Here is a 10916-nt window from a genome sequence, read left to right as displayed (position 1 = left end):
ACCGTCCGCAGCCGCCCCGATGCGCCAGGATGAGCCTGACCGTCCGGGAGAGGGAGCACGAGCATGGGCACCACGGTCTGGGACGCCGGCGTCTACGACACCTTCGCCGAGCAGCGGGCGCGCCCCGTGGCCGACCTCCTGGCGCGGGTCGGCGCGGCGGCGCCGCGGCTGGTCGTGGACCTCGGGTGCGGCGCCGGGGCGTCGACCCGGCCGCTCCTGGCCCGGTGGCCCGGGGCCCACGTCATCGGCGTCGACTCCTCGCCCGAGATGCTCGCCCGTGCCCGCGCGATCGACACGGAAGGCCGCATCGAGTGGGTCGAGGCCGACATCACCAGGTGGTCCGTCCCCGCCCCGGCCGACGTGATCGTCACCAACGCCGTCCTGCAGTGGGTGCCGGGGCACCTCGACCTGCTCGCGGGCTGGGTGGCGGCGCTCGCGCCCGGCGGGTGGTTCGCCATGCAGGTGCCGGGGAACACCGACGCCCCGAACCACACGCTCCTGCGCGACCTCGTCCGCGACCTCCCCGAGGGGCCGGCGCTGGGCCGGCTCCTCCTCGACAAGGGCGGCAGCCACGACCTCGCCGGGTACGCCGAGGCGCTCCACTCCGCCGGCTGTGACGTGGACGCCTGGGAGACGACCTACCTGCACCTGCTCGACCCCGCCGGCGCGCAGGCCAGCCCCGTGCTCGAGTGGATGCGCGGGACCGGCCTGCGCCCCGTGCTGGGCCGCCTCGGGCCGGAGCGGGAGGCGGAGCTGCTGCGCCGTTACGGTGACGCACTCGCCCGCGCCTACCCGCGTGGGCCCGCCGGCGTGCCGATGCCCTTCCGGCGGGTCTTCGCCGTCGGGCACCGGCGCCCGCGGCCCTGAGCCGGGCCGTCCCTCGGCCCGCCGCGGCGCTGAGCCGGGCCGTCCCTCGGCCCGCGGCGGCCCTGAGCCGGTCCGTCCCTCGGCCGGCTCCGCCGGCGCCCGCCGCGCCGCCTAGACTTCTCGGCGTGACAACCACGCCCGCGACCGAGGCCACCGGCGCCGCCGTCCGCCTGCCGCTGCGCGCCGGCCTGGAGGGCCTGACGCCCTACGGCGCCCCGCAGCTCGACGTGCCGGTCCTGCTCAACGTCAACGAGAACCCGTACCCGCCCTCCGACGCCGTCGCCGCGGACATCGCCGACGCGGTCCGCAAGGCCGCCCACGGCCTGAACCGCTACCCGGACCGCGACTTCGGCGAGCTGCGGGCCGAGCTCGCCGAGTACCTGCGCGTGGAGTCCGGCGTCACCCTGGCCCCCGAGCAGATCTGGGCCGCGAACGGCTCCAACGAGGTCATGCTCCACCTCCTCCAGGCGTTCGGGGGGACCGGGCGCACGGTGCTCTCCTTCGCGCCGACGTACTCGATGTACCCGGAGTACGCGCGCGACACCCTCACCGCCTGGGTGGCCGGCAGCCGCGAGGAGGACTTCACCCTCGACCCCGAGCAGGTGCGCGCCCAGCTCGCCGAGCACCGGCCCGCCGTCATCCTCCTGGCCAGCCCCAACAACCCCACGGGGACCGCGCTGCCCCTGGCCACCATCGAGGCGATCTGCGACGCGGCCGCCACCGCCGGGCCGACGGCGCCCGACGGCGGGGCCACCGCGTGTGTCGTCGTGGTGGACGAGGCGTACGGGGAGTTCCGCCGGGAGGGCACGCCGAGCGCGCTCGCGCTCCTGGGCCGCTACCCGCACCTCGCCGTCTCGCGCACCATGTCCAAGGCCTTCGGCATGGCCGGGTTGCGCCTGGGCTACCTCGCGGCCGACCCGGCGCTCGTCGACCTGCTGCGCGTGGTCCGGCTGCCCTACCACCTCTCCGCGCTCACGCAGGCCGCCGCGCTCGCGGCGCTCCGCCACCGCGGCGAGCTGATGGGGCAGGTGGCGTCCCTGCGGGCCGAGCGGGACGCCCTCGTCGGCTGGCTGCGCGAGCGCGGCCACCGGGTGGCGGACTCGGACGCGAACTTCGTGCTGTTCGGCCTCTTCGAGGACCGTCACGCGGTATGGAATGGTCTGCTGGAACGCGGGGTCCTGATCCGCGAGGTCGGACCCCAGGGTTGGCTGCGCGTGTCTGTCGGCACACCGCAGGAGACGGCCGCCTTCAAGGCGGCCCTGAAGGAGGTGCTGGGCCGGTGACGGAGCAGGGCATGAGGCTCATGGAGCAGAGCACGACCGGCCGTACGGCACGGGTGGAGCGCAAGACGTCGGAGTCCGACGTCGTCGTCGAGCTGGACCTCGACGGCACCGGGAGGACGGACATCTCCACCTCGGTGCCCTTCTACGACCACATGCTCACGGCGCTCGGGAAGCACTCCCTGATCGACCTGACCGTGCGCGCAACCGGCGACATCGAGATCGACGTGCACCACACCGTCGAGGACGTCGCGATCTCCCTCGGCGAGGCGCTGCGCCAGGCGCTCGGGGACAAGCGGGGCATCTCCCGCTTCGGGGACTCGCTGGTGCCGCTGGACGAGGCGCTGGCCCAGGCCGTCGTCGACATCTCCGGGCGCCCGTACCTCGTCCACACCGGCGAGCCGGCCGGGCAGGAGTACCACCTCATCGGCGGACACTTCACGGGCTCGATGACCCGCCACGTCTTCGAGGCCCTGGCCTATCACGCCGGGATCTGCCTGCACGTGCGGGTCCTGTCCGGACGCGACCCGCACCACATCGTCGAGGCGCAGTTCAAGGCGCTGGCCCGCGCGCTGCGCGCCGCCGTCGCGCTCGACCCGCGCGTCGAGGGCGTGCCCTCCACGAAGGGGGCGCTGTGAGCACGGCCGACGGCACCCCCGACGAGGCGGCCGGCGGCCGGCCGGCGGACGCGCCACTCACCGAGGCCGACATCCAGCACATGCTCGCGGCACTGGGCGACGTCGCGGAGACGGCCGAGCCGGGGCCCAGCCCCGAGGGCGCCCCCGCGGGTGCCCCTGAGGGCGCGCCCGCGGGGGCGCCCGCGCAGGGCCGCGCCCATGGCACGCCCGCCAAGATCGCGCTCGTGCTGACGCCGGTCGCCTCGGCGCCGGCCCTGGCGGGGCTGTGCGCGATGAGCGGGATCGACGTGGACGTCGTGCCCTCGCCGTCCGGCGCCATCGCGGTCCTCGAGCTCGCCGCGAAGGAGGCCCCCGCGGACGAGTGGGACATGTCCGAGCTGGTCGGCGAGAACGGCGGGGCGAGCCTGCCCCCGGAGGCGGAGGAGCTGGCTCTCGCCCTCTCCCGCCTGGCGCGCGCCGGCGTCGTGCTCCTCAGCGCCGACCTGGCCACGGACGTCGGGATCGAGTCGGGGCTGTCCGGCCAGGTCCACGCCCGGCAGTACACCGGCGGGGAGGCCGGGGACGACGTGCCCGCCGGCCTCGTCCTTGCCGGCGCCGACCAGGTGGTCGAGGACCTCATCCTCGGCCGCGTCCGCCCCGACGCCGTCCGCGGGCACCTGCGCTCCGGCACCCTGCCCCGGTGGAAGGCCACGCGGATGTTCACCCGCGGGCTCAAGCGGAGAAAGCCATGAGCCCGCGCGTCGTCGTCCTGAACTACGGGTCGGGCAACGTGCGCTCGGCCGTCCGCGCGCTCGAGCGCGTGGGCGCCGACGTCGAGCTGACCGCCGACCGGGGTGCCGTGGCCGCGGCCGACGGCCTGGTGGTGCCCGGCGTCGGCGCCTTCGCGGCCGTCATGGACCAGCTCCGCTCCGTGGGCGGGGACCGCATGATCGAGCGGCGTCTCGCCGGCGGTCGGCCCGTGCTGGCCATCTGCGTCGGCCTGCAGGTGATGTTCACCTCCGGGAAGGAGCACGGCGTGACCACCCCGGGCCTGGACCAGTGGCCCGGCGAGGTCGTCCGGCTCGAGGCGGACGTCGTGCCGCACATGGGCTGGTCCCCGGTCGAGGCGCCCGAGGGCACCGTGCTCTTCGACGGCGTCGAGGACGAGCGCTTCTACTTCGTCCACTCCTACGGCGTGCAGACCGACCCGGCCGCGGCGCTGAAGCAGGACACCGCCCTCGCCCCGCCGCTGGTCACGTGGGCGGAGCACGGCTCCCGGTTCGTCGCCGCCGTCGAGAACGGCCCGCTCTCCGCGACCCAGTTCCACCCCGAGAAGTCCGGCGACGCCGGCGCCCACCTGCTGCGCAACTGGGTCACGTCCCTGCGCTGACCGCTGCCGGGACGACCCTGACGAGAAGAGAGAGACACCACACATGAGTACACCGCGCCTGGAGCTGCTGCCCGCCGTCGACGTCGTGAACGGCCAGGCGGTGCGCCTCTTCCAGGGCGAGGCCGGCTCGGAGACCGCCTACGGCGACCCCGCCGAGGCCGCCCGCGCCTGGACGTCCCAGGGCGCCGAGTGGATCCACCTCGTCGACCTCGACGCCGCCTTCGGGCGCGGCAGCAACCACGAGCTGCTCGCCCGCATCGTCGCCGAGCTGGACGTCAAGGTCGAGCTCTCCGGCGGCATCCGCGACGACGAGTCGCTCGAGCGGGCCCTCGGCTCGGGCGCCCGGCGCGTCAACCTCGGCACCGCCGCGCTGGAGGATCCGCAGTGGACCGCCCGCGCCATCGCCAAGCACGGCGACAAGGTCGCCGTCGGCCTCGACGTGCGCGGCACCACGCTCGCCGCCCGCGGCTGGACCCGTGAGGGCGGCGACCTGTGGGAGGTCCTCGAGCGCCTCGACGGTGACGGCTGCGCCCGGTACGTCCTGACGGACGTCACCAAGGACGGCACGCTGCGCGGGCCGAACGTCGAGCTGCTGCAGGAGGTCTGCGCGCGCACCCAGGCGCCCGTCGTCGCCTCCGGCGGGGTGGCGAACCTGCACGACATCGAGGCGCTGCGGGCCCTGACCGACGTCGGCGTCGAGGGCGCCATCGTCGGCAAGGCCCTGTACGCCGGCGCGTTCACGCTCACCGAGGCGCTCGACGTCGCCGGGCGGCCATGAGCGGGCGCGACGAGCCCCCGTCGGGTGAGCACGGCCCGCGGGGGGACGCCGCGCAGGTGCTGCGCGGCCACAACCCGGGGCTCGTCCAGCCCGGCGGCCGCCCCGCTCTGCCGGCGGACTCGGCGGGCCAGCCGTGGGCGGGGCGGGCGCTGAAGTCCAACCCGTTCGCCGGCGACGACGGCACGATCGAGTCGTCCATGGCGGCTGCCCTGGCCCGCACGGACGACGGCGAGCGGGTCCGCGCCGTCGTCGAGGCGATGCGCGCCGGCCGGGTCCTGGTCCCGGTGGTCGCCCACGAGCACCCGGGCACCGACGCCGAGGGCCGGGTCGCGACCCACGACTCGGACAAGTTCCGCACCGGTGACCGCGCCGCCGACGCGATGGCGTCCGCCGCCATGGTCTCGGTCCGCACCCCCGACGGCCGCGCGGCGCTGCCCGTCTTCTCCTCCATCGAGGCGCTGCTGCGCTGGGACGCCACGGCCCGGCCCGTGCCGGTGGAGGCCACCCGCGCGGCGCTGTCGGCGGTGGGGAAGACCGACTCGCTCCTCGTCCTCGACCCGGGCAGCGAGGTCACGGTGCTCGTGCCGCGCCCCGCGGTGTGGGCGCTCGCCCAGCAGCGCCCCTGGACGCCGTCGTGGGCGGACCCGGAGCTGCCCGGGCTGGTGGTGGCGGCGCTGCGGGGCATCCCCGAGCTCGTCGGCGTGCGGCTCGAGCGGGGCGGGCGCGCGGAGCTGCGGATCGTCCTCGCGGTGCACGCCGGCCTGACGCCCGAGCAGCTCAGGGAGCCGGTCGCCCGCGCCGGCCAGGCCCTCGCGGACGCGACCGAGGTGCGCGAGCGGGTGGACTCCATGGAGCTCTACCCGGTGGCCGCCGAGGCCGCCCCGTAGCCGCCGGTCAGCCGCACGGCTCCAGCGGCGCGAACGCGGCGTCGTCGGCGAGCAGGCCGGCGAGGAGGCTCACCGGGACCAGGAGGCTGTGCCCCTGGTCGTCGCCGGCGTAGACGACCCCGACCACCCGGCCATCCGGGTCCAGGGCCGCGCTGCCCGAGCTGCCGCCCGCCACGACCGCGTCGGAGACGATCACCTGGTCCATCCCGGTGGCCAGCGGGTCCGGGGCCGTGCCGAGCACCGTGCCGCGGCTGGTGGTCGGGGCGCCGCCGCGCGGGTACCCCACCACGACGAGGCCGGTGCCGACCGCCGGGTCGACGCCCGCCAGGCCGGGGACCTGAGGGAGCGGCTCGGCGGTGCGGATCAGGGCGAGGTCGGCGACGGCGGCGCGGCTGACCGAGACGACATCGAGGTCCTGCCCGTCGTAGGTGGAGACCTGGAGCTCGGCCGAGTCCTCGACGACGTGCCGGTTCGTGACCACCGTGTGCTCGTCCAGCGCGAAGCCGGAGCCGGTGGACAGCGACCCGCAGCCCACGTTGCGCACCCGCACCGCCATGCGCTGGGCCCCGGCGACCCCGTCCGGGCTGAGCACACCCGCGCCGGCCACCTCGGGCGCGGTGACCGCCGGCACCCAGGACGACGGCGTCGGTCCGGGCATGGGCGGCAGGACGCCGCAGCCCGCCACGAGGACCGGCGCCAGGAGGACGGCGGCCGCGAGGCGCGCGCCGGGCGCCGCGGGCCTCACCGGTCCAGCTCACGCTGGAGACGGTCGTTCGCGGCAGCCGCCTGGTCGCACAGCGTGGCCACCTCCCCCTCGAAGCGGGCGAGTTCGGCGGGGTCGTACAGGTCCGCCTCGTGGAGGTACCCGATGAGCGTGTCCTGGCCCGCGACACAGCTCTGCAGCGAGGACGCGACCGAGGCCGCCGCCTCGGAGACACGCTCCTGGGAGGTGGCGAGCTGGCGCTGGACCTCCCGGTCGTCACCGGTGCGGGCCTTCTCGTCCGCCAGCTCGATGATGCGCGCCTGCGCCGTGTCGAGCTGCGCCGTCGCCGTGCCCAGCTCGGAGGTGCGCTGGTCGAGGTCGGCCTCGGCGCGCGCCAGGCGGGTCCCCAGGTCGGTCGCGGTGGCCTCGAGGGCGCCGGCGCGCACGGACCAGGAACGGGCCAGCACGCCCAGATAGGTGCCGCCGGCCAGCGCGGCGACGAGCACCACGACGAGGGCGACCACGAGCCGGCGCGGGCGCCGCGGCGGCGCACCGGTGACCTCGGGCGCGGTATCCCCGGCGGCCTCGCCCGTGGCGGCGTGCGCGAGAACCCCCTCGGCGTCGTCGGCGGTGTCCGCGGAGCCGGCGCCGCGGGGCGGGCGGCCGGCCTCGACCGTGGGCGACGGCGCCGTGCCAGGCGCGGCCGGTGTGGCCCGCGTCTCGTCGGTCAACGCGCTGCGGACCTGGAGGGTGCGTGCATGCGTGGTAGTCTTTCAGATCGACCGACCCGGATCGTGCTGCGCGAAGTGCGTGGCGCGCCCCGGGCGCGCAAGCGGAGATTCTCCCACCTTGGTCGCGACTGACCGCCGAGAGGCGGCCGACGGCGACCGGGTCCTGGTCGACGAGGGTTCGCCCTCGTCACTGCCCGTGCGGGCGGCGCCTCCGGCGTCCCCACCGCGGCAGACCGTCCGGGCCTCCGCGTGCGACTGCACGACGGGGGCCTTCCTCGTTTCGGCGGCGGTCGTGACAAGAAACGAGAGGAGCACAGCATCAGCGAGCCCCGTATCAACGATCGGATCCGCGTTCCCGAGGTACGTCTGGTCGGCCCCGCCGGCGAGCAGGTCGGCGTGGTCCGGGTCGAGGACGCCCTGCGCCTGGCGCAGGAGGCAGATCTGGATCTGGTCGAGGTCGCCCCCGACGCACACCCGCCGGTCGCCAAGCTCATGGACTACGGCAAGTTCAAGTACGAGTCCGCCATGAAGGCGCGCGACGCCCGCCGCAACCAGGCCAACACGGTTCTCAAGGAGATCCGCTTCCGCCTGAAGATCGACCCGCACGACTACGCGACCAAGAAGGGTCACGTCGTCCGGTTCCTCGAGGGCGGCGACAAGGTCAAGGTCATGATCATGTTCCGTGGCCGCGAGCAGTCGCGCCCGGAGATGGGTATGCGTCTGCTGCAGCGTCTGGCGGAGGACGTCTCCGACCTCGGCTCGGTCGAGTCGTCGCCGCGCCTGGACGGCCGCAACATGACGATGGTCATCGGCCCCCACAAGAAGAAGGCCGAGGCCAAGAGCGAGCAGCGGCGCAAGCGCGAGGAGGAGCGGGTCGCCAAGACCGCTCCCGCCGAGGCCGCTCCCGCCGCGCCCGAGGCCGCTCCCGCCACGAAGCCCGCCGCCGTTCCCGAAGCGACGCCCGCTGCGGCCACCCCGGCCGCCGCTCCCGCGGATCCGGCCACGCCCGTCGCGGCTCCCGCGGTTCCGGCCACGCCCGAGGCCGCTCCCGCGGCTCCGGCCACGCCCGAGCCCGCTCCCGCGGCAACGCCCGCCCCGGCGACGCCCGCCCCGGCGACGCCCGCCCCGGCTCCGGTGGCGACGCCCGTTCCGACGCCCGCGCCGGCCCGGACACCCGCCCCGGCCCCCGCGCCGCGGGCACCCGCCCGGCCGAGGCCCACCCCTGCTGCTGGAGAGCCCACCGCCTCGTAGCGCACCACCTGTAAGACGCCCCTGGTCCCCACCGGGCCAGGGCTGGACAGATCTGCGCCGGAACGTCGGCGCAGTCGACCGAGGGACGAAAATGCCGAAGAACAAGACGCACTCGGGTGCGAAGAAGCGCTTCCGGACGACCGGCAGCGGCAAGCTCATGCGTGAGCAGGCGAACAAGCGTCACCTGCTCGAGCACAAGTCGAGCAAGCGCACGCGCCGCCTGTCGATGGACCAGGTCGTCGCCCCGAGCGACGCCAAGAAGATCAAGAAGCTGCTCGGCATCTAAAGCCGTCCCAACGTAAGGAGATTGACGTGGCACGCGTCAAGCGGGCGGTCAACGCCCAGAAGAAGCGCCGCACGACCCTCGAGCGCGCCAGCGGTTACCGCGGCCAGCGCTCGCGCCTGTACCGGAAGGCGAAGGAGCAGGTCACCCACTCGATGACCTACGCCTACCGCGACCGTCGCGCCCGCAAGGGCGACTTCCGCCGTCTGTGGATCCAGCGCATCAACGCTGCGGTCCGCGCGGAGGGCATGACCTACAACCGCTTCATCCAGGGCCTCAAGGCCGCCGGTGTCGAGGTGGACCGTCGCATGCTCGCCGAGCTCGCCGTGACCGACATCGCCGCGTTCAACGCGCTGGTCGCGACGGCCCGGGCGGCGCTGCCGGCCGACGTCAACGCCCCGGCCGCCGCCTGAGGCGAACGCACGCGCCGCTGACCGCCGCCGTCGCGGCGGGCGCGAGCACTGACATGACCGAGCGCCTGGACATCCCCGACCTGACCAACGCCCGCGCCGACCGCGTGGCCCGGGTCAAGGGGCTGGCCAGGCGCTCGGCGCGTCAGCGGCACCGGCAGTTCCTCGTCGAGGGGCCGCAGGGCGTGCGCGAGGCGGTCCGCCACGCGCCCGGCCAGGTCCGCGACGTCTACGTGACCCCGGAGGCCGCGGGGCGGTACCCGGAGATCGTGGGCGCCGCGCGCGCCGCCGGCCGCCACGTGCACACCGCCACCCCGGACGTGCTGGCCGCCATGAGCGCCGACGCCCAGGGCGTCCTGGCGGTGCTCGGCAGCGACGGGCCCACGACCTCGCCGTCCTTGGCGGACCTTGCCGCCCTCCGCGGCGGCGCGGGCCCCCGGCTGGTGGCCGTGCTCGCCGAGGTCGCCGACCCCGGTAACGCCGGCACCGTCATCCGCGCCGCCGACGCCGCGGGCGCCGACGCCGTCGTCCTCGCCGCGGGCAGCGTCGAGGTGCTCAACCCCAAGGTGGTGCGCTCCACTGCCGGCTCCCTGTTCCACCTGCCCGTGGTCACCGGCGCCTCCCTCGCCCAGACCCTCGCTACCTTGCGCGGCGCCGGGCCCACCCCGCCGGCCGTGCTCGCCGCCGACGGCGCGGGGGAGTGGGACCTCGACGAGCTCCAGGACCGTGCGCACTCCGCCGTGGCCGCGCCGCTGCTGCCCGAGCCGTGGGGGTCGGGCGAGCTCGCCGCCACGGCGCTGGTCGCCCCGGACCTGGCGGCCCCCACCGTGTGGGTCTTCGGCAACGAGGCCCGCGGGCTCGGGGAGGACGAGCGCGCGCTGTGCGACGCGGCCGTGCGCGTGCCCATCCACGGCCTGGCCGAGTCCCTCAACCTCGCCACCGCCGCGACCCTGTGCCTGTACGCGTCGTCGCGCGCCCAGCGGCGCGCGGCGGAGGACCGGTGACGCAGCCGGACCCGGCCGGCCCCGAAGGCCCCGGCGCGGCGCCGTCGGTAGTCCTCAGCGCCACCCCGTCGGACGTCTCGGCGCTGGTCGCCCGCGTCCAGGCCGTGGTCGGCCGCGGCGGTCCCGGCCGGGCGGGGCGGGCGCTCATCGGCATCGTGGGCGCCCCGGGGGCCGGCAAGTCCACCCTCACCGCGGTCCTGGCGCGCGCGCTGGCCGACGCGGGCACGGCCAGCGTCGTCGTGGGCATGGACGGCTTCCACCTCGCCCAGGCCGAGCTCGACCGGCTCGGCCGCGCCGACCGCAAGGGCGCCCCGGACACCTTCGACGCCGAGGGTTACGTGGCGCTCGTGCGCCGCATCCGGGTGCAGCGTCCGGGCGCGCCCGCCGTCTACGCGCCCCGCTTCGACCGCGGCCTCGAGGAGCCCGTCGGCAGCGCCGTGCCCGTCTTCGCCGACACGCCCGTGGTGCTCACCGAGGGCAACTACCTGCTCCTCGGCGCCGAGCCCTGGCACCGGCTGCGGCGCCTGTTGGACGAGACGTGGTTCGTCGAGGTCGACGAGGGCGACCGCCGACGGCGGCTCCTCGACCGGCACCTCTCCTTCGGGCGGCCGCGCGAGTTGGCGGAGGCCTTCGCGCACGGCTCGGACGAGCGCAACGCCCACCTGGTCGCCGCCACCCGGGGCCGCGCCGACCTGGTGGTGCGCTGGGGCTGACT

At 75.9% G+C, this 10916-nt stretch carries 14 protein-coding genes; 12 read left to right on the top strand and 2 right to left on the bottom strand.

Annotated elements, in window-relative coordinates; all coding sequences use genetic code 11:
* Positions 1–63 precede the first annotated feature (63 nt).
* The 7 genes from EJK16_RS08375 to EJK16_RS08345 all read left to right on the top strand — a co-directional run bounded on the left by EJK16_RS08375 (position 64) and on the right by EJK16_RS08345 (position 5819).
* On the top strand, positions 64–867 hold the full coding sequence (locus EJK16_RS08375; protein ID WP_127128266.1) for a methyltransferase domain-containing protein: 804 nt from the start codon (positions 64–66) through the stop codon (positions 865–867).
* A 125-nt stretch (positions 868–992) separates the two neighbouring features.
* Positions 993–2150 carry a histidinol-phosphate transaminase gene (locus EJK16_RS08370; RefSeq protein ID WP_127128264.1) on the top strand — a complete coding sequence of 386 codons (1158 nt, stop codon included), beginning with the start codon at positions 993–995 and terminating at the stop codon, positions 2148–2150.
* An 11-nt stretch (positions 2151–2161) separates the two neighbouring features.
* The gene (gene hisB, locus EJK16_RS08365; protein ID WP_240645878.1) at positions 2162–2785 is read left to right on the top strand and encodes an imidazoleglycerol-phosphate dehydratase HisB; all 624 of its coding nucleotides are present in this window, start codon (positions 2162–2164) and stop codon (positions 2783–2785) included.
* On the top strand, positions 2782–3516 hold the full coding sequence (locus EJK16_RS08360; protein ID WP_127128262.1) for a hypothetical protein: 735 nt from the start codon (positions 2782–2784) through the stop codon (positions 3514–3516). The genes hisB and EJK16_RS08360 overlap by 4 nt, the downstream gene beginning before the upstream one ends.
* A complete protein-coding gene (gene hisH, locus EJK16_RS08355; protein WP_127128260.1) occupies positions 3513–4154 on the top strand; it encodes an imidazole glycerol phosphate synthase subunit HisH in 642 nt (213 codons plus the stop codon). The genes EJK16_RS08360 and hisH overlap by 4 nt, the downstream gene beginning before the upstream one ends.
* A 43-nt stretch (positions 4155–4197) precedes the next feature.
* On the top strand, positions 4198–4932 hold the full coding sequence (gene priA / locus EJK16_RS08350; RefSeq protein WP_127128258.1) for a bifunctional 1-(5-phosphoribosyl)-5-((5-phosphoribosylamino)methylideneamino)imidazole-4-carboxamide isomerase/phosphoribosylanthranilate isomerase PriA: 735 nt from the start codon (positions 4198–4200) through the stop codon (positions 4930–4932).
* Positions 4929–5819 carry an SseB family protein gene (locus EJK16_RS08345; RefSeq protein WP_127128256.1) on the top strand — a complete coding sequence of 297 codons (891 nt, stop codon included), beginning with the start codon at positions 4929–4931 and terminating at the stop codon, positions 5817–5819. The genes priA and EJK16_RS08345 overlap by 4 nt, the downstream gene beginning before the upstream one ends.
* A 7-nt stretch (positions 5820–5826) precedes the next feature.
* On the opposite strand, the gene EJK16_RS08340 is transcribed toward EJK16_RS08345, so the two are convergent.
* Together EJK16_RS08340 and EJK16_RS08335 are read right to left on the bottom strand one after the other, a co-directional pair.
* Positions 5827–6564 carry a serine protease gene (locus EJK16_RS08340; protein ID WP_240645877.1) on the bottom strand — a complete coding sequence of 246 codons (738 nt, stop codon included), beginning with the start codon at positions 6562–6564 and terminating at the stop codon, positions 5827–5829.
* Positions 6561–7253: a hypothetical protein gene (locus EJK16_RS08335; protein WP_240645876.1), complete on the bottom strand. Its 693-nt coding sequence runs from the start codon at positions 7251–7253 to the stop codon at positions 6561–6563. Before EJK16_RS08335 ends, EJK16_RS08340 begins: the two co-directional genes overlap by 4 nt.
* Before the next feature lie 249 nt (positions 7254–7502).
* Here EJK16_RS08335 and infC point away from each other — a divergent pair, with 249 nt between their 5' ends.
* From infC to EJK16_RS08310, 5 genes are all read left to right on the top strand, one after another.
* Positions 7503–8504: a translation initiation factor IF-3 gene (gene infC / locus EJK16_RS08330; RefSeq protein ID WP_164737245.1), complete on the top strand. Its 1002-nt coding sequence runs from the start codon at positions 7503–7505 to the stop codon at positions 8502–8504.
* A gap of 91 nt (positions 8505–8595) precedes the next feature.
* Positions 8596–8790 (top strand): 50S ribosomal protein L35, encoded by a 195-nt coding sequence (gene rpmI / locus EJK16_RS08325; protein ID WP_127128254.1) that lies wholly within the window; start codon positions 8596–8598, stop codon positions 8788–8790.
* 26 nt (positions 8791–8816) lie between these two features.
* Positions 8817–9200 (top strand): 50S ribosomal protein L20, encoded by a 384-nt coding sequence (rplT, locus tag EJK16_RS08320; RefSeq protein WP_127128252.1) that lies wholly within the window; start codon positions 8817–8819, stop codon positions 9198–9200.
* Positions 9201–9253: 53 nt separating this feature from the next.
* Positions 9254–10201 carry an RNA methyltransferase gene (locus EJK16_RS08315; protein WP_127128250.1) on the top strand — a complete coding sequence of 316 codons (948 nt, stop codon included), beginning with the start codon at positions 9254–9256 and terminating at the stop codon, positions 10199–10201.
* Entirely contained in the window at positions 10198–10914 is a 717-nt protein-coding gene (locus EJK16_RS08310; RefSeq protein ID WP_127128248.1) for a nucleoside/nucleotide kinase family protein, read from the top strand. Before EJK16_RS08315 ends, EJK16_RS08310 begins: the two co-directional genes overlap by 4 nt.
* Positions 10915–10916 lie beyond the last annotated feature (2 nt).

The organism is Georgenia sp. SYP-B2076, from assembly GCF_003991205.1.
GTDB lineage: Bacteria > Actinomycetota > Actinomycetes > Actinomycetales > Actinomycetaceae > Georgenia.
This window is presented reverse-complemented; position numbering and strand designations above follow the sequence as displayed.

Bases quoted from the DNA above. Each gene is read 5' to 3' on its own strand.
- priA (WP_127128258.1), top strand. From the start codon at position 4,198: ATGAGTACACCGCGCCTGGAGCTGCTGCCCGCCGTCGACGTCGTGAAC.
- hisB (WP_240645878.1), top strand. From the start codon at position 2,162: ATGAGGCTCATGGAGCAGAGCACGACCGGCCGTACGGCACGGGTGGAG.
- rpmI (WP_127128254.1), top strand. From the start codon at position 8,596: ATGCCGAAGAACAAGACGCACTCGGGTGCGAAGAAGCGCTTCCGGACG.
- hisH (WP_127128260.1), top strand. From the start codon at position 3,513: ATGAGCCCGCGCGTCGTCGTCCTGAACTACGGGTCGGGCAACGTGCGC.
- EJK16_RS08375 (WP_127128266.1), top strand. From the start codon at position 64: ATGGGCACCACGGTCTGGGACGCCGGCGTCTACGACACCTTCGCCGAG.
- EJK16_RS08315 (WP_127128250.1), top strand. From the start codon at position 9,254: ATGACCGAGCGCCTGGACATCCCCGACCTGACCAACGCCCGCGCCGAC.
- EJK16_RS08345 (WP_127128256.1), top strand. From the start codon at position 4,929: ATGAGCGGGCGCGACGAGCCCCCGTCGGGTGAGCACGGCCCGCGGGGG.